Below are 24,883 nucleotides of genomic sequence, written 5' to 3'. Positions count from 1 at the left end.
CATCCCGACGGCCCGTCCCGGGTCTCGCACGTCTCGCAAATTGCTGCAAAGTGCAAGACAGGGGACTTCGCGATTCCGGGCAACTCGCGCTGCCCGGTTGCCGCGCAACCTCAGGCCTTGGCCGACACCCAGTCCGTGCCCAGGCCCATCTCGACCAGCAGCGGCACGTTCAGCACCGCCGCGCCCTCCATCTCCCGCTTCACCAGCGCCGACAGGGCGTCAGCCTCCTCCACCGGCAGCTCGAACACCAGTTCGTCGTGCACCTGGAGCAGCATGCGCGACGCGAGACCGCCCGAGGCCATGGCCTGCCGCACGTTGATCATCGCGATCTTGATCAGGTCGGCCGCCGAACCCTGGATAGGTGCGTTCTGCGCCACCCGCTCGCCGAATGCGCGGATGTTGAAGTTGCGCTCCTTGAGCTCGGGGATGTAGCGACGCCGCTTGAACAGCGTCTCCACGTACCCCTTCGCCCGCGCGTCCACCACACAGGCATCGAGAAACGCCCGCACGCCCGCAAAGCGCTCGAAGTATGTCTCGATGAACGCCTTTGCCTCGGCGTTGGTGATGCGTAGCTGCCGCGAGAGTGCGTGCGCACCCTGCCCATAGATCGTCGCGAAGTTGATCGTCTTCGCGCGCGCGCGCATCTCACTCGTCACGTCTTCCAGCGGCACGCCGAAGATGATCGCCGCCGTCTGCCGGTGAATGTCGCCGCCCGCCTTGAACGCACTCACGAACGCCGGATCGGCCGACAGGTGCGCCAGCACACGCAGTTCGATCTGCGAGTAGTCGGCACTGAGCAAACGCCATCCCTCACGTGGCACGAAACCACGACGGATATCGCGGCCCAGTTCACGGCGAATGGGGATGTTTTGCAGGTTCGGATCGTGGCTCGACAAACGGCCCGTGGCCGACACCGTCTGGCTGTACGACGTGTGCAACCGCTGATCGCGCGGGTGCACGAGACGCGGCAGCGCGTCGATGTACGTGCCCTCCAGCTTGAAGATCTCCCGATACTCCATGAGCAGCGTCGGCAGCACGTGGCCTTCTTCCGCCAGTTCCTGCAACACGCTCGCGTCGGTGCTTGGGCCAGTCGCTGTCTTCTTCTTTACCGGCAAACCCAGCTTGTCGAACAGGATCGCGCGCAGCTTGGGGTTGGAGTTGATGTTGAACTCCTCGCCCGCCTCGCCATAAATCAACTGTTCGACGCGCCCACGCTCGGCGGCAAAGCGGGCCTTGAGCGATGCAAACCATTCGAGATCGATGGCGATGCCTTCCCACTCCATCTCGGCCAGGACCGACACCAGCGGGACTTCGATCTCCTGGAACAGCGACAGCAGCGCGTGTTCGGCCAGCATGGGTTCGAGCTTCGCGCGGATGCGCATCGTCACATCGACGTCTTCGCACGAGTAGTCACGAGCGGTGTCTACCGGTGCAACGTCGAATGGCAGCTGTGTCTTGCCCTTGCCCACCAGCGTGTCGTACGCCGTCATGGTGTGGCCCAACTGCTCGAGGGCCAGCAGGTCGAGACCATGCGAACGGCGACCCGGATCGAGCACGTAACTGGCCAGCATCGTGTCGAACGCGAGACCGGCCACGCGCACACCATGCCCGCGCAGTACGAGCAGGTCGTACTTGGCGTTCTGCGCGATCTTCTTCACGCTCGCATCTTCGAGCATGGCACGCAGCGGCGCGCAGGCCTCGCTGTCGAACGGCGGCAGGTTCACCGGCTCCGGTGTGCCCGCATTGATGCGGCGCCCGACGATGCCCGTGCCCACATCGCCGGCCAGCAGCGCCAGGTTACCACTACCATCATCGCGGCGATGCGCGAACGGCAGGTAGTACGCCTCACCAGGCGCCACAGCAATCGAAAGACCCACCAGGCGTGAACGCAGCGCATCCACCTCGAACGGCGCACCGGGTTCGATCACCGTTTCGGTATCGATCGCGATGTATGGCACTTCACGCACGCGCACGAGCAATGACGCGAGTGCTTCCTCCGTATCGACCGTGACATAGCGCGCGTCGGCCAGCACGGGCACGCCGCTCTCACCGACGGTGACCGCAGGCGCAGGTGGACGACCCGGTACCGTGGGCGGCGGCACTGGCGTGCCAGCGGAGGCATCGCCTGCGGCAGCACCTGGTGCGGCACCTGATGCGGCACCCGCTGCACCGGCAACTGGCGTCGACGGCACGGCACCACCCACATCCTTGAGCAGTGACGTGAACTCGAGATCGAGATACAGCGCGCGCAACGCGTCGGCATCCGGCTTGCCCACCGTCAGCTTCTCGGCCTCGAACGCAATGGGCACGTCGCAATGGATGGTCACCAGCTGCTTGGACAAGCGCGCCGAATCGGCGTACTGCTGCAGCGCCTCGCGCGGACGCTTCTTGGTGATGTTGTCGACGTTGGCGAGGATGTTCTCGAGCGGACCGTACTGCGTGATCAGTTCGATCGCCCCCTTCTCACCGATGCCCTTTACACCAGGTACGTTGTCGGACGTGTCGCCGACGATGGCGAGGTAGTCGATCACGCGATCGGGATGCACGCCGAGGCGATCGCTGCCGTTTTCCACGCCCACCCAGTTTTCGTCGACACTGGCCGGCCCACCGCGACCGGGATTGAGCAGCCACACGCCGGGGCGCACGAGCTGCTGGAAATCCTTGTCACCAGACACGATCACCACGTTGTAGCCCGCTTCCACACCACGCGCGGCCATCGTGCCGATTACGTCGTCGGCCTCGAAGCCCGGCGCGCTGAGCACCGGAATATCGTAGGCCGCGAGCAGTTGCAGCACACGCTGAAGCCCCTGATCGAAATCGGCCTGCAAATCGTCGGTCAGCTTTTCGCGCGTGGCCTTGTAGTCGGGATACAGCTCGTCGCGAAACGTGGCGCCGGAATCGTGCACCCAGGCCAGCAACTCAGGCTGGTGCGTGTTGAGCAGGCGCTTGAGAAAGCTGGCGATGCCCCACGCGATGGATGTGTTCTCACCGCGGCTGGTGGAGAGCGGTCGCTGCAGCAGGGCAAAAAACGCGCGATAGATCAGCGCGTAGCCGTCGACCAGAAAGAGGCGCGGCGCGGTCGGGCGGGTGACATCAGCCATGGATGTCACCCGCATTCATCACGCGATCACTGGTCGCGCTGAGCCATCTTGCGACGGATGGCGTTGTCGAGATCCGCGCGACCTTGCGCGTTGAGCCGCCAGCGGCCGAAGCCCGTCTGGTCGACAAAGAGGAGCTGCACGCGCAGCTCACGATATTCCCAGATCTGCTGGCGGACGCGCGCATTCGGGTCGATGAGGCCGGTGTCCACGATGTTGTCGGGATCGCCGAGCGCCACAAAGGCGATACCGCGATCCGACTGCCAGCCGACTTGCGCGTCATCTCTGAAGCGCGTGTTGGCGGTGCGAATCCGTCCAAAGTAATCCCGGAGCCCCTCGTGTTCAGCCGTGGCCGGCACGGGATCGGTTTCGCGCAGAAACGTAGTCCACACGTCGGCCCGCTGGGCTGGCGATGCGTCACGGAGCGGCTTGAGTCGTTCCGCGGTGGTGAAGTACCGCAGATAGGCCAGCATTTCGTCGAAGGTGGCGATGGGCAGGTCGTCGCCGAGGGTGACCAACACCCTGGTACGAACGGTGTCCGTTGTACCCGGGATCGCCATCTGCACCGTGTTCAGCCCCACGCCCATCCGGGTGACCGGAATGGTGATGGTGGTGCTGTGCGCATTGCCGCGCTGGGGCAGCTCGATGCTGTTGGTCCAGCTGACCAGATCGCCCTCACCCACCACCCGCACATCCACGCGGGTCGGGGCATTGGCACCAACCGCGTCGATGTACACGGGCAACACCGAGTCCTGGCCAAAGATCACGGTGGACCGGGGACGGGCGATGATACGCGGCAGCGAATCGGCGCTCTGTCGCGGGATGGCTTCGTACACAGCGATCGGCGAGGCCAGTGACCCGAGGCGTACCGGTGGCACGTCAAGATTGACATCCTCGGCTGCGTTGCGCAGGCCGCCTTCGTCGCGGATGGCCACGGTCATCGAGTAGCGACCCGGCGCGAGACGCACGAACTGCTGCCAGATGATGCTTTCATCCGTGCGCGACGTTTCGCGGAACGTGGGCACACGCACCGTTTCGTTGGCTTCGATGGTGCGCAGCACGGTCGGGCCCCGGCGCAGCTCCACGCGGGCCGTGTAGCCCGCGACGTAACGCTCTCCCTCGCGGCCAAAACCAAGTGCCCGTGACGGCAGTGACAGAGAGAGCAGCACCAGCGTGCTGTCCGGAGTGGGGGATGGCAGAAACGACACCGACGCAACGAATGGCAGCGTCGCAGCTCCCGCGACGAGTCCCATGTTGCGATAGAGCCTCTGCATGTCGCCCGTTGTGGCTGCAGCGGCACCAGGTCCCCCGGGTGACCCTGGCGCACCGCCGGGGGCGCCCGGCGTGTTACCGGATGCGCCACCACCGGGATCACCGGTCGGCCGCGGCTTGGCGCAGGCGTTGACCACCAGCAGCGTCGCCAACGCCATCGCCGGAGTTGCCACGCGCGCAAAGGTCGATCGGAACACCGATCGACGTGATGTGGAGTGAACAAACACTGGGCGCATGTTGCAGACCGGTATCGTCATCAGAAATTCAACTTGCTGCTATGAGAGGTCGGCGTTACGTTCGCCCCGTGGCTATCGAGACGCTAGTCGGGACGACATTGGCCGGGTACACGGTGCGCGGGAAGGTCGGTGAGGGTGGAACCTCCACCGTTTTCCGCGCCGAACATGCACAGCATGGCACCGTGGCCCTGAAGGTGCTGCGTGAAAAACTGCAGCATGACAAGACCGCCGTCGCGCGTTTTCTGCGCGAAGCGCAGTTCGGCGCACGGGTGGAACACCCCAACATCGTACGGACCCTAGACTACGGGCAGTCCGACGCCGATCGCTATTACCTCGCGATCGAGTGGGCCTCCGGTGAGATCCTCGACAAGTACGCAGAAAAGGCGGGCCCGCTCCCGGCGCCCGACGTCGCGGGCGTCCTGTCCCAGATCTGCAGCGCCGTACAGGCCGCACACGATGTCAACATCGTCCACCGCGATCTCAAGCCCGAGAACGTGATGTACGATCCGGCCACCAAGCAGGTGAAGCTGCTCGATTTCGGCATCGCTGCCGACACCGACGCTGCACCTGACCAGCGCCTGACTCGCGCCGGCTTCTTCGTCGGCACCCTCATGTACGTGGCCCCCGAAGCGCTCTCCGGCGAACTCGTGGGTCCGGCCGCCGACCAATACTCGCTGGCCACCATCGCGTACTACCTGCTGTCCGGTACACTGCCCTACACCGGAAAGTCCCCGCGCGAGCTGTTTTCCCAGCTGCTCACGCAGCCGCCTGTGGCGTTGAACAAGGCGCGTCCCAACCTCACCTTTCCGGCGGCGATCGAGTCGGTGGTGATGAAGGCGCTGTCCAAGCAGCCCGCGGATCGGTATCCATCGGTGAAGGCGTTTGCCGATGCGTTCACCCAGGCCGCGCTCAACCCGTCGGCACCGGTCGCCCAGTCCCCACGTCAGGCGACCCCCGCTGCGATTCCGACTTCCGCTCCGACCCCCGAGCCCAGCGACGAAAAGTCCGGACTGCTCGGCAAGGTGCGAGGGCTGTTCCGCCGCGGGTAATGGCCGAGGCCAACACCGTGTGCACCATCCCCGCACACGGTCGATGCTCCCGAACCCGCTCAGTATCTCGTGACTGATTCTACGCTGTCGCAACTCGTCGCCCTGCTCGCCGATCGCTCGGCCAAGCGGGGCGATTTTGTGCTGGCCTCCGGCCGCCGCTCCTCGCTGTACATCGACTGCCGCCTCACGGCCATGAGCCCCGAAGGACAGCTGCTCATCGGACGGGCCGGACTCGCCAACCTGCGCGAATCAGGCTGGACCGTCGACTCGGTCGGTGGTCTTACCCTGGGCGCCGACCCCATCGCCTACGCCATCGCCCATGCCAGCGCGCTGGCCAAGGAGAATGGCAATGGCGAGCTCGTGCGCGCCTTCACCGTGCGCAAGGAAGCCAAGCAGCACGGCACCGGAAAGCTCATCGAAGGCCCGTTCCGCTCCGGTGACCAGGTCGTCGTCGTCGAAGACGTGATCACCACCGGCGGCTCCGCCCTCAAGGCCGTGGACGCGATCCGCGCCGCCGGCGGCAACGTGCTCGGGGTGCTCGCCCTGGTCGACCGTGAAGAAGGCGGCCGCGAGGCTCTGCAGAACGCCGGCCTGACCGTGCGCGCGCTCGCCACCGCCAGCCAAATCCTGCCGCTCCTGCCCGCACTGCCGGCCTGAGCCACTGGTCTCCCGGAGTTTCGCGAGACCACACACCCCGTTCGCGCGTCTGTGGGGATATGCCATCGCATATCCCCAACGACCCGTTCGGCTCCTTCTCGCCGATGCCCGGCTCCTCGGCCTTTCCTCAGGAAGAGCACGAGGGCGCGGGCGTGCACAGCCGTTCGCTGTTCGATGAGGAGCGCGCCAAAGACATGGCCACGTTCGCCGTGGCTGCCCGCCGGCGCTTCTGGAGCATCATTGTCGTCGCTGGCATCCTGCTCACCGGCCTCCGACTCGGCCTGGCGCACGAATCGCTGACAGCCGTCCTGACGATGTTCTGCGGTGCGATTGTACTCAACTGGCTGCTGGCAAGCGCCGGAAGATCGTACAAACTGTACCGTTGGTGGCTCAAGTATGTTTTTGCAGTGTTTGACACTCTCCTCGTGAGTGCGGTTGTCTATATGTTCGGCCAACCGGTGTTCGTGTTGGCCTACGTGCTCGCCATTGTGCCGTATTCGTTCGATCGTGGGCCCATGGTCGGCTATGTCGCGACCGGGGCATCGGTGGCTGGGTTCTTGGCCGCCAGCGCTGGGTTTGCCCAGGCCCGACCGGCCGATGCGGCGCCGTGGCCGCAGGTCGTGCTCGCGGCCGTGCTGTTGATGGTGGTGGCCCAGCAGGTCATTCCCATGCCGTCCCGCATCATCCGGCGCATCCGGCGTACCCGCGAGCGTATGGCCCAGGTGGAGCGCGGTGATCTCACTGCGCGCGCCGACGCTCGTCATGCCGACGAGTTGGGCTTTCTCGAACACTCGTTCAATCGGATGCTCGATGAACTCGCGCTGCTGATCGAGACCGTGCAGCGTGAGGCCGAGGAGTTGGCGTCCATCGTAACGGAGGTCTCGAGTACGTCCGACGTGCTGCACCGACGCTCGCAGGAGGTGGCGACGGGTTCTGAAGCCCTGAGCGACGAACTGCGTCAGCAGCGTGAGCGTGCCGCGTCTGGTGTGCGAACCGGTCAGGATGCCAGGCAGACGGCTGAAGCCACCAGGCGCACCGCCGAGGCAACGGCCAGTGATGCCCATGCACTCGATGACGCCGCGGCGACGAGTCGCGAAGCCATCGAGCGGGCCGCTCAGGCGCTGCTCGATGTCGGCCGCGAGGTGGGTGATGCGGCCAGGCAGGTGCGCGCGCTGGCCCCGGCATCGGAGCAGGTCGGAGACTTTGTGGACACCGTCTCGCGCATCGCACGACAGACCAACCTGCTGGCGCTCAACGCCGCCATCGAAGCATCCCGGGCTGGTGAGGACGGGCTCGGATTTGCGGTCGTCGCTGATGAGATCCGGGCACTCGCGGTGGAGAGTGCACAGGCTGCCAAGCGGGTGGCCAGCACCGTACAGCGGGTGCGTGGCGACATCGCCGTGGCGGTCACTGCGATGGATACCACGGCACAGGAAGTAGAGGGTGCCGGCTCCATTGCCCGTGATGCCACACGCGCATTGGCCTCGATGGTGGACGGCATCACACGCATTGCGCGCCAGAGCGACGAAGTGTCGACCTTGGCCCACACGCAGGCACGACTCAGTGCCGGGGCCGCTTCCGCATTCGAGTCGCTGGATGGTTCCGCGCAGCGCGCTGCGGCCAATGCGCGGTCTGCCGTGGATGCCTCAGCAGCCCAACGCGTGGGCAATGACGCCCTCTCGCGCAGTGCCCAGCAACTCGCTGATGCGACAGCGCGTCTGCGCGCCGTCGCTCGACGGCACGCCGCCTGACTGTTTGAACCGCAGTCCGACCGGCGTGCGTTTCATCACGCTGTGTCGTATGAAGCTTTTTTCTTGCTGACGGTGCGGCAGTTGCACGATGAAAACTCGCGTGTCTCACCTCACACTGCGAGAGTGCTCATGATCACGACGGCCTTGCTGGCTGCTGCAGCCTTGGATTGGCAAACGATGTTCACGCCTACGGTGAGCCCGTTTGAGCTGTTTCTTCGCGCCACCGGCATGTATCTGGCGGTATTGCTCGTCTTGCGGCTCATGCGACGGCAGAAGGGTGCGCTGACTGGCGCTGACTTTCTGGCCATCGTGCTGATCGCTGAAGCAGCGCGCAATTCGGTGGCTTCGGATTTCCGTTCCATCACCGAAGGTGTGGTGATGGTGGCTGTGGTGTACCTGTGGGAATACGGGCTCGAGGCACTGTCGGTCCAATCGCCGCGACTTCGCTCGTTGCTCAACGGCGGTCCGCTGATGCTCATCCGTGATGGTCGTTTGCTGCGCCAGAATCTGCGGCGGGTGATGCTCTCGCGCGCAGAAATACAGGCGCAGCTTCGTGAACTGGGCATCGAACATCTGCGCGATGTGCGACAGGCGTATCTCGACGCCGACGGCCGTATCAGCGCCCTGTTGAACTCCGATGTGGAGCACATGCAGCGGTCGCGCATCGTGGAGAACATGGCGCGCGCCTGATGGCGGCCATCGCGTTGTGAATCATCCGGCTTGCGGCAGTGGGACCTTGGTATCCACCGAGGATTCCTGCTGCCGCGTGAGCCAGGAGGGTGGCGCGTCGATGGGGTCGAAGGTGCGCAGTGCGTCCCGATAGGGAATCACCACCCGCTCACACATCTCCTGCAGCATCGATTCGCCGGAGTATCGTCGGCGAAACGTGGCGGCGCCGCAATCGAGCATGCCTTGCACGTGGCGTGAGAAACTCTGTGGCGATGAGTATTCGAGCAGCAGCGCAACCTGCGTGATGGAATAACCCGGATTTTCCATCAGCGCCGCAGCGCGCACGAGACGCGCCAAGGCGAGATATTTCTTTGGCGCGGGCAGTCCATGACGAAAGAAGCGGCTCATGAACGTCGTGGGCATGACACCGAGCAATCGGGCGAGTTCGCGCACGGTGGTGAGTGTGGTGGGCACCGTGAACAGCGCGTCGAAAAACGCCAGGCATGCGGGTCGCATGGGTTCGAGCTCCCGACGCATGCGCTGCATGGCGATGGACTCGATACTGCCCGGAATCTCTCGGGCGACGAACTGCCGAAGATCGCGCCATCCGGCGGGATCGCGCGCGTCGACCAAAGTGCGCACGCCCTGATGACCGAGTGAAAGCAGGGCCTGCGTGGTGCGGGCTTCGTTCGCTGTCAGCAGCGCCACCGCAGGCACCCGTGGAAACTCGCGCACCAGTCTGGCCATGTGCGAGGCATGCTGCTGCTGGTAGCGCGCCACTGAGACAATGATGGCGGACACCGGTCGTGAGCGCAGGTCGACGAGCACCTGCTCGAGGTCTTCGCGGTGCATCGTCGTATAACATCCCTGCCCGGCCGCGTCGACGCGTGATCGTTCCGCGGGTGTGAGGAAGGTGAGAACGGCTTTGGATGACGGACCGCCGAGGCTGCTCATGGCTCCCTCGATGTCTGACGGATGTATGACGACAGAGTGGTCACGCGGGGCGTGGCAGGAACAGCGGCGACGCTAGAGTGGTTCGTCAGTCATTCGTCATTCCCTCGCGTTGACGTGTACCACAGCAGCACTGCAGCAGCACTGCGATATATTGCGTACACGGATGTCACCGGCCGGATGGTCGCGAAACAGGGGAACGGGCCTTCATGGCTACGCCCGTGTTCCGAGGAAAGTCCGGGCTCCATAGGGCAGATCGCCAGGTAACGCCTGGGCGCGCATTGCGTGAGCGCTGCGCGACGGACAGTGCAACAGAAAGCAAACCGCCGTCTTCGCAAGAAGGCGGTAAGGGTGAAAGGGTGGGGTAAGAGCCCACCGCGCATCCGGCAACGGATGTGGCTCGGTAAACCCCGGTCGGAGCAAGGCCAAATAGGCGGTGAGAGACGGCCCGTCTCGACAGGATGTCGCAAGACATCGAGCCGCGGGTAGGCTGCTGGAGCGTGTTGGTGACGACACGCCGAGAGGAATGACCATCCGGTGCACCTCGGTGTACCGACAGAACCCGGCTTATAGGCCGGTGACATCCGTGTTCTGCATAGTTTTGCATCGTTCATGCATCCAGTGCCCCGCCTCCTTCCCGCGCACGTCGCCAATCACCGTTCGGCCATCGCGTCTTCGTCGATGGCGGTGTTCGTGCTGTTGCTGAGTGCCTGCGGTGGCGGACCTGTTGTTACGCCTGCTTCGACGCCCACACCGACACCGGATGCGCCTCCTGCCGTTCGGGTGACGACGGCGCGTCTGACCTTGCCAGCGCGCATTGCCAGCAACTGGCAGGTGAGTACGGTCGCCCGTATGACGGCCACCGACCTCCGGCCCAGTGATGCGCGCCCGTCGACGGAGGTTCGCACGGATCCCCGCGGCGAAATACGTGGCGAGCAGCGCATCGAGTCCCGCGCCATTGTCTCCTGGACGATGGACCGTTCAGCGACTGGCGCTTTGCGTGCGACCGGTCAGGTGGATTCGTTCACCGTGCGTTCGACGCTCGATGCACTGGAAACGCAGGGACAACGCCGCGATGCGCGCACCGGCGCGACAGCTGCAACACCCAATCGCGCCACCCCGCCTGCCACGACCCGACCAGCGCTGCTTCTCCTCGATGCGGTATTTGACAGCAGCGTGGCGCGTGTCGTGACGCGGCCGCTGCTGGCCAACGAGTGTGATCGCCCGGAACTCGGTGCCGTTGCTCTGGCCAAGGACGTGTTGATCCGCATCCCGGAAGGCGTCGCTGTGGGAGATCGCTGGCGCGACAGTACCGTGTCACTCGTATGCCGAACGGGCATACCGATCACCGTCTACACCACCACGCAGCACCAACTGGAACGGCTCGACGACCAACGCGCAGTCATCATCCGCACGATGTCCGGCACGATGGAAGGCAAAGGCGGGTCGGCGTTTCGTGGCCTGGAGCTCACCGGTGTATCGAGCGGTACACAGCGCGCCGAGGTCCTGCGGTCCACCGGGGTGCTCGAGAAACTCGAAGGCACCAGCACGCTCACGCTGCAGGTGAGTGAACGCACGCCGTCGGGTGCGCCGCGGGCGCAGCAGATTGTGCAGCGGATGGAGCTGAAAGCAGAACGGGTCGCCCGCTAGGACGACCCGTTCGATGATGCTGGGTGCTGTGGCTGCGCGCACCATAGCGAACAGCAACGCGCGCTCAAGCCGCCATCAATCCATCAGGCGCAGTGGCATCACGAGGCAGAGATACTTGGCCGGATCATCCCAGCCTTCGGGCTCGATGGTCGCCGCGCGTTCCGGCGCCTTGAACGTGAGACGCACCTGTTCGGTGGGCATGAAGCGCAGGATCTCCAGCAGATACGTGGCATTGAAGCCGATATCGAGCTGGTCACCCGTGTAGTTCACCGGCAGCTCGTCGCTGGCTTCGCCGAGGTCGGGCGTGGTCACGCTGAACTTCAGCATGCCGGTATTGAACGACATCTTGATGCGGTGCGTCTGGTCGGACGCAATGACGCTCATGCGCTTGAGGGCGCTGGTGAGTGCCGCCTTGTCAGCCAGGGCGTAGCGATCGTTGTCCTTCGGGATGACCTGCTCGTAGTTGGGATACGGCCCTTCGACGAGACGGGTGAACACCGACGTGAACGGCGAACGGAAGCCGAGGTGGTTGTCGCCGCGTGCAATCTCCAGCTCCTCTTCTGCCGGGAAAAGACGGCGGATCTGCTCCAGGGCCTTGGGCGGCACAATCAAATCGCCTGGCGGGGCACTGCTGGCCTCTACCGGCAATTCCATCTTGGCCAGTCGGTGGCCGTTGGTCGCCACCATGCGCATGCGCTCCTCACGAAGCTCCCACAGCACGCCGTTGAGGATCGGACGGGACTCCTCGGTGCTGACGGCGAACGCGGTGTGCGAGATGAGCTTCTGCAGCTCGCCCGACTTCACGCGCCACGAGTCGTTGAATCGCACGCTGGGGAATGTCGGGAATTCGTCGCGTGGCAATCCGAGCAGCTTGAACTTGGAACGGCCGCATTCGAGCGTGACGCGCTGCTCACCGCTGGCCGAGATCTTCACGGGTGACGGGGGCAGCTCGCGCGCGATCTCGCCGAGTTTCTTGGCCGGGATGGTGATGGCGCCCGGCGCTTCGACATCGGCGCTGACTTCGGTACTGACCGCGATATCGAGGTCGGTCGCTGAGAAGCGAATGCCCCGGTCGGTCGTTTCGACCAGCAGGTTGGCCAGCACCGGCAAGGTGGTCTTGGCCGGCACGGCAGCAGTCACGGCCTGAAGGCCTTCCTGCAGCTTCTCACGCGAGATCGTGAACTTCATGCGCGGGTTTGTGGAAGGACTGCTGAAGCCTGTTGTTAAAAAACAGACTTAGAGATAAAAACAGTCGTAGTAGCAGAGGATGTGGGCATGTCTACAAACGCTGCAAGCTACGCATCCAGAACAGCTTTCGCCATGATCGGTAATGTGAACTCCCTGTTGGGAGTCCGGTCCTGTCCCCGCCTGTGCACATCACCTGGTGCTGATTCTGTGGGCGGATGTGGATGGCTGGGGACTCAGGAACCCAATTGTCCAGTTGTCCGCAGACTTTCCAACATGCCCCGAACCTTGAGCACACGCTCGGTAAACGTCGGTTCGGCGTTCATGTCTTCCGCCACGCGATCGAGCGAGTGGATCACCGTGGAGTGATCCCGACCCCCGAAAGCATTGCCGATTTCCACCAGCTGGAGTGCCAGCAGTTCTCGGCAGAGGTACATGGCGATCTGCCGCGGCACGGTGAGCTGCTTGGTACGCGTCTTGGAGCGCAGGCCGTCGGGTGTCACGCCCCATTCACGGGCCACGACCTGCTGGATGGTGGCCACCGTAATGGTGGTAGGCGGGACATCCGGGAAATCCGACGTGCCGCCGGCGCGCAGCTTGTCGCGCAGCGCCTCACGGGCCAGGTCGACCGAGATGTCGCGGTGCTTGAGTGAGGCGTAGGCCAGCAGCTTGATGATCGACCCCTCGAGTTCGCGCACGGATGATTTCACGTGCTGGGCGATGAACTCGATGACCTCATCGGGGATGGTGAGCTCGAGGTGGTCGAGGCTCGCCTTCTTCTTGAGGATGGCAATGCGGTGTTCGAGGTCGGGCGAGTCGATGTTGGCGACCATGCCCCATTCGAAGCGGGAGACCAGGCGGGATTCGAGTCCCGGGATCTCCTTGGGCGGCCGATCGGAGGTCAGGACGATCTGGCGGCCGGCTTCGTAGATCGCGTTGAACGTGTGGAAGAACTCTTCCTGCGTCGATTCCTTGCCTTTGAGGAACTGGACGTCGTCGACGAGGAGGAGGTCGATTTCGCGGAACCGGCGGCGGAAGTCGCCCATCGCGCCGGCCTGGATGGCGCCGATGAACTCGTTGGTGAACTGCTCGGTGCCGACGTAGGCGAGGCGGAGGTTGGGCGTGCGGCGGAGCAGCTCATGGGCGATGCCCTGCATGAGGTGCGTTTTGCCGAGTCCGGTTTCGCCGTAGATGAAGAGCGGGTTGTAGACCTTGCCCGGGGCCTGGGCGGCCGCTTGGGCGGCGGCGGCGGCGACATCGTTCGACTTGCCGATGACAAACTGGTCGAACGTGTATCTGGGGTTGAGTGGCGTTGAGATGCGCGGTTGCTGCACCACTGGTGCTACGCTCGCGACCACCGGAGGCGGGGCGACGAACATGTCCATCTGGACCCGCCCGAGGCGTTCCTGGTGGACTTTGAAGCGCACCTTGATGGGATGCCCCAGGGCGACCGGGGCAAACGTGGCGAGCAGGTCGGCGTGCTTGGACTCGTTCCAGTCGGCCGTGAACTGGTCCGACGCGCCGACCAGCAGGGTGTCGTTCTCGAGTCCGATCGCTTCGGTGGGCTCGAGCCAGGCGCGATAGGCCTGCTCGGGGAGCACCTGGCGCGCGCGCTGGCGCAGGCGATCCCAGATTTCCGCAGGCGAAAGCGACATGGCAGCGAGGGGCAGCGAGAGAGGACGCGGTGCAGACCGGGAAACCGCCGAGGTCGGGACGGTGCCTGCGCGCAGAGTGCGGGCACGACGTGGATGCCGACCAAGGGGGGGCGAAGGTACCCGGGCCGGTGTGGATAAGTCAATCAGGCTCGGCTTCGGCAGGACATGTCTAATCGTTCGCCCCTCTGCCCGATACGTGTTCGCAAGCAAGTGGAGGGGTTGATGGTCAACTCGTTGTCAGAGATACATTTGGCCAGCCCCACCCCTTGACCGGGCGCTACCGGCAGGGGTAAGTTGGGAGGCTATTTCTGTCACCACGCCAATCCGTTTTCGTCAGAGTTTGTCATGGGCAAGCCCACCTATCGTCCGCGCAACACGCGTCGTATCCGCAAGCACGGCTTCCGTGCGCGCATGGAGACGAAGTGGGGTCGCGAAGTTCTCGCTCGCCGCCGCAAGAAGGGGCGCAAGCTGTTGACCGTTAAGCTCCCGTCGAAGTACGCGGGCGCCTGATTCCCGCACCTTCCCGCGCGCGCAACGACTGACGCGCGGGCCGGAGCTCGAACGGGTTCGACTGGAAGGGAAGCGAGTGCGCAGCGCGTCCATCGAGGCGCGCACCACTGCTTCCCTTCTTGTATTTCCCCGTGTGGGGTTGGTGGTGCCGCGGTACAAACACTCCGCGGTGGCACGCAACCAACTGAAACGGCGTTTGCGCGAGCTCGTACGGCTGCATGTGCTGCCGACTGCTCCTGCCTGTGACGTGGTGTTTCGCGTCGTGCCCTCCGCATACCACCGCCCGTTCGAGGCGCTGCGTGAGGAAGTGCAGCAACTCGCCGCGCGCCTCGCGCGCCTGCACGTCGTGCCACCTCATGTGGTGCCTCCCCACGTCACGCCTCCGCACACCATCCCATGACCACCGGCATGAGCGCGCGGCGTATGGATCTCCGTACATGGCCGCGCACGCTGCTGGTGCTGCTCGTACGCGGATACCAGATCACGCTCTCGCCCATCTTCGGGGGGGCGTGCCGGTATTATCCTTCCTGCTCAGCGTACGCCATCGAAGCGTTGGAGAAACATGGCGCGCTCCGGGGTGGGTGGCTGGCCGCGCGTCGCATTGCACGCTGTCATCCGTTCCGCCCCGGCGGCTTTGATCCGGTGCCCTGAGCACCTCCCCCTTTATTTCTCATGGAACCACGCCGCATCGCCCTCGCCGTCGTTCTGATGGCCGCGGTCCTGATTCTGACGCCGTACATCTTCCCGACGGCCAAGCCGGCACCCGGAAGCACGGCCGTCGCCGCAGACACGCTGCGTGACTCGGTGGCTGCCGCCGCCGCGCGCGTTGGCAGCACCACCCCCACGACCGCCGGCGCTTCCGCGAGTGCCCCCGTGGCTGGTGCGGTCGGTGATTCGCTCGCCGCCGCAGCGTCCGCTCCGGTGCTGATCGACTCCACGCTCGTGAAGACGGCGGTGGCCGACTACCGCACCACGAATCAGGGCGCGGCGCTCGTCGGCGCCACGATGACGCGCTACCAGGAGCTGTCCAATCGGGGACGCACCAAGGAAGGCGTCGTCGAGCTGGCCGCCGCTGGCGATCGCCTGCTGAGCTTCCGTCTGGTCGTGCCCGGTGACACCATCGCGCTCGACAAGCAGGTGTTCCGCACCACCGAAAGCGCGGCCAATGGTGTGAGCACGGTGCGCTACGAAACCGAGCTCGCCGCAGTGGCCGGCGCCGCGCGCCAGGTCGCCATCAGCTATTCGTTCCAGCCCGACAGCTACCGCGTCAACATCGCGGCCGCCGTCACCGGTGTGCCGGAGAACAGCTTCCTGCTCGTCGACCTGCCGCGTGGCTTCCGCAGCTCGGAAGCCGACACCGTCGAAGATCAGAATCATCTCGCATACGCCTACAAGCCCGAGCTCAAGAGCGCCGAAGGCGTGACGTTCCGCTCACTCGATCCGGGCGAACGCCGCATCGAACCCGGCCCCATCAGCTGGGCCGTGGCCAAGAACAAGTACTTCATGTTCGGCGTGCTCGTACCGAAGGGTGGCACGCCATTCCTCGAAGCCGACTTCACCGGCGGTCCGCGCGTCGCGAAGGCCGCCACGCGTGGTGAAGCCACGCTGGTCATGCCGCTCAAGGCCGGCAATGCGGCGTTCGAAGCGTATGTCGGTCCGCAGGAGTTCAAGCGACTTGTCGCGATGGGCCGCGAGTTCGAAACGTCGAACCCGTACGGCGGCTGGATTCAGGGCATCGTGCAGCCGTTCGCCACGATGGTCATCACGCTCCTCCTGTGGATGAAGAAGACGCTCGGTGTCTCCTACGGCTGGATTCTCGTGATCTTCGGCGTGGCGGTGCGCATCATTCTGTGGCCGCTCAACCAGCGCGCCATGCGCAGCTCCATGCAGATGCAGCGCATCCAGCCGGAACTGCAGGCCATTCAGGCGCGCCACAAGGGTGACCCGCAGAAGCTGCAGGCGGCGATGATGCAGGTGTACAAGGAGCACGGCATGAGCCCGTTCAGCTCCCTGTCCGGCTGTCTGCCGATGCTGATCCCGCTGCCGGTGTTCTTCGCGTTGTTCTTCGTCTTCCAGAACACCATCGAGTTCCGCGGCGTGTCGTTCCTGTGGTTCCCCGACATTTCCGTGAAGGACCCGTACTACATCATCCCAGTGCTGGTGGCGATCACGGCACTCGTGCTGTCGTGGCTGGGCATGCGGGGCATCAAGGCCAACGAGCAGCAGAAGATGATGATGTACCTGATGCCGGGCATGATGCTGATCTTCTTCATCAACATGGCGTCGGGTCTCAACCTCTACTACTTCATCCAGAACCTCGCGTCGCTGCCGCAGCAGTGGCTCATCTCGCGCGAGCGCAGCAAGGCTGCGCCGCTCGTGCGGGGATAGGCGCGCATGCCGGATGCTCCGGCCGCGGTGATGGCAGGCGGCGATGACACCATCGTCGCCCTCGCCACGCCGCCCGGACGTGGCGCGGTGGCGCTGGTACGACTCTCGGGGGCGCGGGCGGTGGATATCGCTCGCGCCCTCGGTGCGTATGACGAGGGTCAGCCCGAGCCCCGACATGCCCTGCGCGCCATTCTGCACGACCCGACCACGCGCGAGCCGCTCGATGAAGTGCTGGTGACGTGGTTCGCGCCGCCACGTTCGTACACGGGCGAACTCACGGTGGAGATCACCACGCACGGTGGCACCGTGGCGCCGCAGCGCGTGCAGGCCGCATGTGTGTCAGCCGGCGCACGACCGGCGCTGCCGGGTGAGTTCACCCGCCGCGCGGTACTCAATGGACGCCTCGACCTGCTGCAGGCCGAGGCCGTGGCCGATATCATCGACGCGCGTACCTCCGCCATGCAGCAGCAGGCGCTCGCCCAGCTCGACGGGGGACTGTCGCGCCGATTGCTCGCCCTGCGTGAAGCGGTCGTGCACCTCGAGGCGCTCATTGCCTACGACATCGACTTCCCCGAAGAAGACGATGGACCGATCGCGGCTTCACGCATCACGGCGGCTGGTGACGCGCTGGTGAGTTCACTGGACGCGCTGTTGCGTACGGCGCCCACCGGCGCATTGGTGCGCGACGGTGCACTGGTGGTGCTGGCGGGGCCGCCCAATGCGGGCAAGTCCTCACTGTTCAATGCCCTGCTCGGACAGTCACGCGCGATCGTCACACCCATTGCCGGCACCACACGCGACGCCATCGAGGCACTACTCGATCGCACGCCATGGCCGCTGCGCCTGGTGGACACCGCCGGGTTGCGCGACACCACCGATCCGATCGAACAGCTGGGGATCGAAGTGAGTCGCCGCTATCTCAGCGAGGCGCAGGTGGTGCTCGCCTGTGGTGACGATACGGATAGCGTCACGCAAACCGCCGCAGCGCTGGCGCCCTACACCACCGCCCCCGTGATCGCCGTGCACACCAAATGGGACTTGGTGAGATCAGAAACGACCGGCGTAAATGTTCATCGGGTGAGCGCCGAATCGGGTGAAGGTCTCGTGTCGCTGCTGCAGGCCATCGATGTGGCGCTGGGATCGTCCGCCGTGTCGCCTGCGTCGGGCGATGTCGTGATCACCCGTGAGCGTCATCGTGCGGGTCTCACGATGGCGCGCGACGAAGTGCGTGCCTTTCTCGATGCCTGGACCCGTGGTGCGCTTCCGGCGCCCGTGGCAGCCGTGCACCTGTTCACCGCGCGCGAAGCGTTGAGCGATTTGATCGGCACCATCGATACAGACGATGTGCTCGACCGGGTCTTCCGCGACTTCTGTATCGGGAAATAGAACCGCGATCGCGCGCCTGCATGACGAGGCACAAACAGTGATGCAGCGCACGAAAAATCGTGCGCCCAGGGGAATCAGCTGACGACGGTGAGTCGCGGGCGTTCCATCACCGGTTCGGCAGCCGCCGCCAGCTCTTCAGCGCTCGCGCGCACCGACCACGAGTAGCCACGCGCCGTGATTGCCGACTCCACCATGCGCGCGCCCAGGAAATAGCCGGCGCGCTCGGGAAGAATGACGCGATCGACCGTGCGGGCTTCGTCGCTCATGCCGCCCGACAGGTAGCGCAGGCGAAGACCCAGCGCGGCGCGGTCGAAATCACGCGTGGCGGCGCGCTGCAGCACGGGCTCGATCTCGCGTGTGCGCGCATACTGCCGACGCGCGAAGCCGAAATACTCCCAGGTCGCATGACCCGGGCTCACGGCGCGCGAGACCTGCACAGCCAGACCTTCATTGACCAGCAGCTCGCGCAGCGGCGCCTGGCGCCCGGTTTCCCAGTACGAGTAGTACCCACCCGCATCCAGCACGAGATCGCGCATCATGCTGCGGCTGCTCGGCGACGTGTAGCGCACGACGTGGGCGATTTCATGCGCCAGCCAGAGCGGGATCAGCTCGGGATCGAGACCAAGCCCCTGTGTGTCGGGATTGGCGACACCGGTGAAGTGCTCGAGGCACACAAACGCGACACCGCGGCCGTTCACCACCAATTCGCCCGCGTTGGCAGCGCCCACACCCACCATGAGCACGATGTCGTAGCTGACATCGACGTCGAGCAGGGTGCGGACTCTCTCCTCGGTGCTGCGGGCCAGCGCGACGATGTCGGTGTTGGCGAGCAGCGCGTGGAGATCGCTGCGATCGGCGGCCACGGTGGCGCGCACCACTTCTTCGAAGTGGGGGCCAGTGGGCTCGAGGACGTAGTTGTCCCAGTAAGCCGACAGGAGCGCCCGGTGGCGCTCGAAATACGCGAGATACGCCGCGTGGCGATCCGCGGCGTCGAGTACAGCGAGAAAATCGGGAACGAGATTGATCAACATCAACAACCCGGAGTCGGGAAGCCGGCGCGATCGTGGAACACCGCGTACCACTCGCCGCACACATGTCATGAAGTGACGCGGCAAGATAGCCCGCGAAAGTGTCGGCAACAAGGCACGATTCTGAAGCCGGGATTTGTACGGAGGCGCTTGCATTCAACTCACCCACCGGTGCTGCCGACACTCACAATCGAAGCAGGAACCCGGACCCGCCACGACCATGACGACGCTCAATCACATCGAACTCACCTGTCCCGTCTGCGCGAGCGACTTCAGCTCGCAGACGGTCGTGGCGACCAACGGACATGGCGGCAAGCGCACCGACTTTCACGAGCGCGCGAGTGGCACGCAGCCGCTGCCGTTCTTCGTGCACCTTTGCACGCAGTGTGGCTATGCGGGCGTGACCCGTGACTTCGACGAAGATGTGGCCCTCACCGACATCCTGCGCGAGCAGGTGTGGGATGGTCTGGCGCCGACGGTGCATGAGGAGGCCCCGTCAGGATCCCTGAAGTACGAGCACGCGGCCAAAGTGGCCGAGTGGCAGGGATACGAGCCGCGCTACCTGGCGGATCTGTACCTGCGTGCCGCGTGGTGCTGTGTGGACGAAAAAGACACCGAAGCCGAGCGTTACTTCCGTCGGAAGGCCGCGTGGCGTTTCATGGACGCGCTGGCCGATTTCGACAATATCCCGTCCGAAGAACGCGCCGTGATCACGTATCTGGTCGGCGAGCTGTGGCGGCGCATCGGTGACGAGCGCCTCGCGAACGAATGGTTCGAGCGCGTGGTGGCCGAGATCGTCGACCCGGTGGAGCAGAGTTGGGTGATGATGACGGCGCACCAGCAGATGGTCGAACCGCGGGAGTGGTTCGACTGATCCACCCCGCGGTGAGTCGGTTGCGTTAGCGCGTGCCGAAGAGTCGGTCGCCCGCGTCGCCCAGCCCGGGCAGGATATAGCCGAGCTCATTGAGCTCGCGGTCGAGCGACGCGGTCAGCACGGATACGTCAGGATGATCGGTCGCCAACCGACGTACGCCTTCGGGCGCTGCGACGAGGCACAGGAAGCGGATGCGTGAGGCCCCCGCCCGCTTGAGCGATGACACGGCCGCCGACGCGCTGCCACCGGTGGCGAGCATCGGATCGAGGAGCAGGAAATCCCGCTCACTCACATCGCCCGGCACCTTGAAGTAGTAGTCGACGGGCTCGAGCGTATCGTGATCGCGATACAGCCCGATGTGTCCGACGCGCGCGGAGGGGATCAGGCGCAGGATGCCTTCGACCATACCCAATCCGGCCCGAAGAATGGGGACGAGCGTGAGCTTCTTCCCTCGCACCGTCCAACCGCTGGTGGTTTCGAGCGGTGTGTCGACGCTGCTGGGCTCGAGCGCGAGGTCGCGCGTGGCTTCGTAGGCCATGAGCATCGCGATTTCGTCCACCAGTTCCTTGAACTGCTTGGTGGGCGTGGCGCGGTCGCGGAGCAACGTGAGCTTGTGACGCACCAGCGGGTGGTCTACGATGCTCAGCGTGGGAAAGTCGAGCGGTGAAGACATAGTGGGGCAAGGTAGCCCGTCCGACGCCGTCCTCGCCATCTCTGCGATTCTGTCCGCGGAGGGGCGTACGTCCACGGCGTTCAGTGCGATGCTGCGTGGCATGCGTGTCGAGTTCCCGGCGCCGGCCTCGTACGTCGCGTATGCCACGGTGCCCGGTGGCGTCGTCACGGCGGGTGAGCCTGTTGCTGCGCCGGCGCAGCTGGTCGAGGTGGCAGAGTTGTTTCTGGCGCAGATGCGCGCGCAGGGAACGCGGGTGGCCTTCTTCGCGACCGAGGGGCGGCTGCTGCATTCGCAGCAGCTCGATCGCTGGCTGATCGGCGAGCAGCCGGTGTGGAATCCGCAGGCGTGGGACGCGCATGTGCGCGGGCATCGTTCATTGCGCGAGCAATTGCGGCGGGCACGGGCCAAAGGTGTGTCCGTTCAGATGCTGGATGCGTCCACCGCCATCAAGCCCACATGGCGTGCCGCGTTCGACACCCTCATTCGCCGATGGCATGCCACGCGCAGTATGCCGCCGATGCGTTTTCTCGTGGATGTGGATCTGGACGCGGGTGCAGCATGGCGGCGCACGTTTGTGGCGTTGCGCGGCCGCGAGCTTGTTGGCGTGCTGTCGATGGCGCCGGTTCCGGCGCGCGGAGGCTGGTTGCTGGAACACTTGCTGCGCGACCCTGATGCGCCGAACGGCACAGCGGAACTGCTGGTGGATCAGGCCATGCGCGTCATGGGCACCGAGGGCGTGACGTGGGCGACGCTGGGACTGGCACCGCTACATGGTTCCATCGCGCCGTGGCTGGCGCACATCCGCCGTGCATCGCGGCCCCTGTTCAACTTCGATGGATTGGCTGCGTTCAAGCGCAAGCTACGCCCGGCCGCGTGGGAGTCGATCTACCTCGCGTGGCCGCGCGACGGGTCGCGATGGCGAGCGCTACACGACGGATTACGCGCGTTTGCCGACGGACCGCTGTGGTGGTTCGGTGTGCGTACGATCGCGCGTGGGCCGGCGTCCCTGCTGCACCTGTTGGAGTGGCTGCTGGTGCCCTGGACCGTGTTGCTGTCGCTGGCGCCCACATCACCGTGGTTTCCCTCGCGTACCGTCCATGCTGCGTGGGTGCTGTTCGATGTGCTGCTGGTGTTCGGACTCCGTCGCTTGCGATTGCAGGCGACGCAACGTGGGCAACCGGCCCGCGCGCGGGCGGCACAACTGGGATGGTGGCTGGCGGCCGCGGTGTCGTGTGACGCCGTGCTCACCCTGGCGCAGGCGGGACTCTGGAACTGGCCACGTCGAACGGGATGGCTTGCTGCGGCAATCATCGCGGTGGCGTGCATGGCACCCGCGCTCACCGCTCCCGTGCTGTGGGGGGCATGGCGCCGGCTGCGGACGTTGGCCTCGGGCGCTGCTAGCTTCCCGGCATGAACAACACTCCAGAGTCCGCCACCACCGTGACGATTCCCACCCCGCTGCGGCGCATCGGCATCTACTGCGCGTCCAACGACGGGGCGCGGCCCGCATATGTCGAGGCCGCACGACGGGTGGGTACACTGCTCGCGACGCGTGGCCTGGCGGTGGTGTACGGCGGTGGCCGCACGGGATTGATGGGCGCGGTGGCCGATGCGGCGATGGCCGCCGGCGGCGAAGTGATCGGTGTCATGCCGCACGGACTGGTGCAGCGCGAGGTGGCACACACAGGCCTCACCGCGCTGCATATCGTCGACTCGATGCACGAGCGCAAGGCGATGATGGCGGAAATGGCGGACGCGTTCATGGTACTGCCGGGTGGCATCGGCACACTCGAGGAGTTTTTCGAGACGTGGACGTGGGCACAACTGGGTGTGCACCGGAAACCAATCGGTCTGCTGGACGTGGAAGGCTTCTGGTCACCACTGCAGCAATTGTTCGACCGGATCGAACAGGAAGGTTTCCTGCGCGGGACGCCCCGGCGGTGGCTGCAGGTGAGCGAGGACCCGGTGCAGCTTCTCCAGGCGCTCTCCACGTTCGATGCGCCGGTCGTGCGTCGGTGGCTGCGGCTCGGCGAAACATGATTGGTGGGCGACCGGTCTACGATCACAACGTGATCGACGCCAGTTCGCGGACAGCCTGATCATTATGTGATACAGATGTTGGCAATGTGCAGAAATGTGGGCGCAGCGACAGTTCTGCACATGCAATGCACATGCAATTCAGACGTGATCAATGAGATCTGGCTGAAAATCACAGAAAACGTGTGGTGCCTGCTCGACATTGCATGTGTTCCTCAGAGGCGAAGACGCTTACCGCAGCCTTGAAGTGGCGCTCATACGCGACACCGCGGCTGCAGACGAGGCCATATGCTCGAGATCAATGTCGGTGCATCGCGTCCGTGGCATCAGAGAATGCCGGGCGAAGATGGACCGGGTGCTGTGCAATCATCGCGGCTGTCCGTAGCGGCGGCCGAACGACGTGCCGTAGTGCGGGTGCTGGTGGTCACCCCCTGTGAGGAAGCGCGCGAGGCATTGCGCGCCGGGCTCGAGGCGATCCATCGCGAAGTGCTGCACGCCGAGAACCCGGGAGGGTTGGGTCGCATGATCGAGCCAGCCAAGATCGACCTCGTCATCTGCGACCAGCGGTTGGTCACCGACGATGGAGTGGAGATGCTGCGCGCCATACGTGGATCGAAGAGTTCACTACCCATTGCCTGGTTCGATGCGCCCCCGCATCGCAACGACCACCTTCCTGCACTACCGCATGGTCCGATCGGCAGGCTGAAGTTGCCGGTGGATACGGGTGACCTTCGCCGTCTCATGCAGGCTGTGGAGGAGCCGGAACAACCGGCGCGCACGATGGGCGCGCCCATGGTGTTTCACGGCATGCTGGCCGGGGCAGCCAGCATGGAAGAGGTGTTCCGTAAAATCCGTCGCGTTGGTCCTACCGACGCCTCGGTGCTCATCACCGGGGAAAGTGGCACGGGCAAGGAGCTCGTCGCCCAGGCACTGCACCAGGAAAGCCCGCGCCGCGACCGTCCGTTCATTGCACTGAACTGCTCGGCGTTGCCGTCGGAACTCATCGAATCGGAGCTCTTCGGTCATACGCGTGGCGCCTTCACCGGCGCGATGCGTGATCGGGCTGGACTGTTCGAGGCCGCAGATGGCGGCACGTTATTCCTCGACGAAATCGGCGACCTCGGGCCGCTCGCGCAGGCCAAGGTGCTGCGCGCCCTCGAGAACCGCGAAGTGATGCGCGTGGGTGGTACCAAGACCACGTCTGTGGATGTGCGCATCATTGCAGCCACGCACCGCGATCTGCCCCAGATGGTCTCGCTCGGAGAATTTCGCGAAGACCTGCTGTACCGTTTGCAGGTCATCGGGCTGACGTTACCGGCCCTGCGGGAGCGTTCCTCCGACATTGGGTTGCTCACGGAACACTTCGTGCGGCACTTCGCCGAGCGTCACGGGCTGGTGCCGCGCATGCCGGACAGGACCGCTCATGCGGCGTTGGCAGCCTATGCGTGGCCCGGCAACATCCGTGAATTGCGCAATTGCATCGAAGGCGCGCTGATCCTCTGTGATGGCGACGCGATCACGCTGAACGACCTGCCGTCCAGTCTCATCGACGCCGCACCCCATTCGGGCAGCACGACGAGCGCGCACCTGCCGCACCGGCAAGTGTCTGGTGTGGAACTGCGTGAGGATCTGACCTTTGTGGAAGCGCGCGAACTGGCCCTCGATGAATTCGATCGCTCCTACCTCGCCACCGCGCTGTCGCAGCACGACGGCAACATCGCTCAGACGGCGCGCGCCATCGGGCTGCACCGACAAAGCCTGCAAAAGCTCCTCACGCGAAGGCACATGCGAGCCGGACCCAGCTCGAACTAGCT

20 protein-coding genes, 1 other RNA gene and 1 pseudogene are annotated in these 24,883 nt (G+C 64.9%); 15 read left to right on the top strand and 7 right to left on the bottom strand.

Features of this window, described 5'->3' with window-relative positions; genetic code table 11:
- Positions 1-110: 110 nt before the first annotated feature.
- Entirely contained in the window at positions 111-3,101 is a 2,991-nt protein-coding gene (gene polA / locus VGE27_RS19440) for a DNA polymerase I (protein WP_331051337.1), read from the bottom strand.
- A 26-nt stretch (positions 3,102-3,127) separates the two neighbouring features.
- On the bottom strand, positions 3,128-4,567 hold the full coding sequence (locus VGE27_RS19435) for a GWxTD domain-containing protein (protein ID WP_331051336.1): 1,440 nt from the start codon (positions 4,565-4,567) through the stop codon (positions 3,128-3,130).
- A 107-nt stretch (positions 4,568-4,674) separates the two neighbouring features.
- Between VGE27_RS19435 and VGE27_RS19430 the strand changes: the two genes are divergently transcribed.
- The 4 genes from VGE27_RS19430 to VGE27_RS19415 all read left to right on the top strand — a co-directional run bounded on the left by VGE27_RS19430 (position 4,675) and on the right by VGE27_RS19415 (position 8,753).
- On the top strand, positions 4,675-5,655 hold the full coding sequence (locus VGE27_RS19430) for a serine/threonine-protein kinase (protein ID WP_331051335.1): 981 nt from the start codon (positions 4,675-4,677) through the stop codon (positions 5,653-5,655).
- 69 nt (positions 5,656-5,724) lie between these two features.
- Entirely contained in the window at positions 5,725-6,312 is a 588-nt protein-coding gene (pyrE, locus tag VGE27_RS19425; protein WP_331051334.1) for an orotate phosphoribosyltransferase, read from the top strand.
- A 104-nt stretch (positions 6,313-6,416) separates the two neighbouring features.
- A complete protein-coding gene (locus VGE27_RS19420; RefSeq protein ID WP_331051333.1) occupies positions 6,417-8,063 on the top strand; it encodes a methyl-accepting chemotaxis protein in 1,647 nt (548 codons plus the stop codon).
- A 129-nt stretch (positions 8,064-8,192) separates the two neighbouring features.
- Positions 8,193-8,753, top strand: a complete 561-nt coding sequence (locus VGE27_RS19415; protein ID WP_331051332.1) for a DUF421 domain-containing protein — start codon at positions 8,193-8,195, stop codon at positions 8,751-8,753.
- Between the two features lie 21 nt (positions 8,754-8,774).
- Here the strand turns inward: VGE27_RS19415 and VGE27_RS19410 are convergent, their stop codons facing one another.
- Positions 8,775-9,686 (bottom strand): helix-turn-helix domain-containing protein, encoded by a 912-nt coding sequence (locus tag VGE27_RS19410; RefSeq protein ID WP_331051331.1) that lies wholly within the window; start codon positions 9,684-9,686, stop codon positions 8,775-8,777.
- 165 nt (positions 9,687-9,851) lie between these two features.
- Here VGE27_RS19410 and rnpB point away from each other — a divergent pair.
- Together rnpB and VGE27_RS19400 are read left to right on the top strand one after the other, a co-directional pair.
- Positions 9,852-10,269, top strand: an RNA gene (gene rnpB, locus VGE27_RS19405) — RNase P RNA component class A.
- 26 nt (positions 10,270-10,295) lie between these two features.
- Complete coding sequence (locus VGE27_RS19400) at positions 10,296-11,333, top strand: hypothetical protein (protein ID WP_331051330.1); 1,038 nt, start codon at positions 10,296-10,298, stop codon at positions 11,331-11,333.
- Positions 11,334-11,408: 75 nt separating this feature from the next.
- On the opposite strand, the gene dnaN is transcribed toward VGE27_RS19400, so the two are convergent.
- Together dnaN and dnaA are read right to left on the bottom strand one after the other, a co-directional pair.
- Positions 11,409-12,521: a DNA polymerase III subunit beta gene (dnaN, locus tag VGE27_RS19395; protein ID WP_331051329.1), complete on the bottom strand. Its 1,113-nt coding sequence runs from the start codon at positions 12,519-12,521 to the stop codon at positions 11,409-11,411.
- A 233-nt stretch (positions 12,522-12,754) separates the two neighbouring features.
- Positions 12,755-14,173: a chromosomal replication initiator protein DnaA gene (gene dnaA, locus VGE27_RS19390; RefSeq protein WP_331051328.1), complete on the bottom strand. Its 1,419-nt coding sequence runs from the start codon at positions 14,171-14,173 to the stop codon at positions 12,755-12,757.
- 345 nt (positions 14,174-14,518) lie between these two features.
- Here dnaA and rpmH point away from each other — a divergent pair, with 345 nt between their 5' ends.
- From rpmH to mnmE, 5 genes and pseudogenes are all read left to right on the top strand, one after another.
- The gene (gene rpmH, locus VGE27_RS19385) at positions 14,519-14,683 is read left to right on the top strand and encodes a 50S ribosomal protein L34 (RefSeq protein ID WP_331051327.1); all 165 of its coding nucleotides are present in this window, start codon (positions 14,519-14,521) and stop codon (positions 14,681-14,683) included.
- Between the two features lie 22 nt (positions 14,684-14,705).
- Positions 14,706-15,083: pseudogene (gene rnpA, locus VGE27_RS19380) on the top strand (ribonuclease P protein component); the annotation flags it as partial.
- Positions 15,080-15,334 (top strand): membrane protein insertion efficiency factor YidD, encoded by a 255-nt coding sequence (yidD, locus tag VGE27_RS19375; RefSeq protein ID WP_331051326.1) that lies wholly within the window; start codon positions 15,080-15,082, stop codon positions 15,332-15,334. The pseudogene rnpA and the gene yidD, both read left to right, overlap by 4 nt.
- Positions 15,335-15,355: 21 nt before the next feature.
- Positions 15,356-17,071 (top strand): membrane protein insertase YidC, encoded by a 1,716-nt coding sequence (yidC, locus tag VGE27_RS19370; RefSeq protein ID WP_331051325.1) that lies wholly within the window; start codon positions 15,356-15,358, stop codon positions 17,069-17,071.
- 6 nt (positions 17,072-17,077) lie between these two features.
- A complete protein-coding gene (mnmE, locus tag VGE27_RS19365; RefSeq protein ID WP_331051324.1) occupies positions 17,078-18,457 on the top strand; it encodes a tRNA uridine-5-carboxymethylaminomethyl(34) synthesis GTPase MnmE in 1,380 nt (459 codons plus the stop codon).
- A gap of 74 nt (positions 18,458-18,531) precedes the next feature.
- On the opposite strand, the gene VGE27_RS19360 is transcribed toward mnmE, so the two are convergent.
- A complete protein-coding gene (locus tag VGE27_RS19360) occupies positions 18,532-19,488 on the bottom strand; it encodes a hypothetical protein (protein ID WP_331051323.1) in 957 nt (318 codons plus the stop codon).
- A 217-nt stretch (positions 19,489-19,705) separates the two neighbouring features.
- Here VGE27_RS19360 and VGE27_RS19355 point away from each other — a divergent pair, with 217 nt between their 5' ends.
- The gene (locus VGE27_RS19355; RefSeq protein ID WP_331051322.1) at positions 19,706-20,359 is read left to right on the top strand and encodes a DUF2225 domain-containing protein; all 654 of its coding nucleotides are present in this window, start codon (positions 19,706-19,708) and stop codon (positions 20,357-20,359) included.
- 25 nt (positions 20,360-20,384) lie between these two features.
- Here VGE27_RS19355 and upp read toward each other — a convergent pair whose 3' ends face one another.
- On the bottom strand, positions 20,385-21,032 hold the full coding sequence (gene upp, locus VGE27_RS19350) for a uracil phosphoribosyltransferase (RefSeq protein WP_331051321.1): 648 nt from the start codon (positions 21,030-21,032) through the stop codon (positions 20,385-20,387).
- On the opposite strand from upp, the gene VGE27_RS19345 reads away from it, so the two are divergent.
- The 3 genes from VGE27_RS19345 (at position 20,998) to VGE27_RS19335 (ending at position 24,881) form a co-directional block, all read left to right on the top strand.
- Positions 20,998-22,446, top strand: a complete 1,449-nt coding sequence (locus tag VGE27_RS19345) for a DUF2156 domain-containing protein (RefSeq protein ID WP_331051320.1) — start codon at positions 20,998-21,000, stop codon at positions 22,444-22,446. The genes upp and VGE27_RS19345 overlap by 35 nt on opposite strands.
- On the top strand, positions 22,443-23,072 hold the full coding sequence (locus VGE27_RS19340) for a TIGR00730 family Rossman fold protein (protein ID WP_331051319.1): 630 nt from the start codon (positions 22,443-22,445) through the stop codon (positions 23,070-23,072). The genes VGE27_RS19345 and VGE27_RS19340 overlap by 4 nt, the downstream gene beginning before the upstream one ends.
- A 285-nt stretch (positions 23,073-23,357) precedes the next feature.
- Positions 23,358-24,881 carry a sigma-54 dependent transcriptional regulator gene (locus VGE27_RS19335; protein ID WP_331051318.1) on the top strand — a complete coding sequence of 508 codons (1,524 nt, stop codon included), beginning with the start codon at positions 23,358-23,360 and terminating at the stop codon, positions 24,879-24,881.
- The last annotated feature ends 2 nt before the right edge of the window (positions 24,882-24,883 follow it).

The sequence above is a fragment of the Gemmatimonas sp. genome (assembly GCF_036405635.1).
In the GTDB taxonomy this organism is placed as follows: domain Bacteria; phylum Gemmatimonadota; class Gemmatimonadetes; order Gemmatimonadales; family Gemmatimonadaceae; genus Gemmatimonas.
The sequence above is the reverse complement of the archived record's forward strand: the minus strand, read 5'-3'. Positions and strand labels throughout refer to the sequence as shown.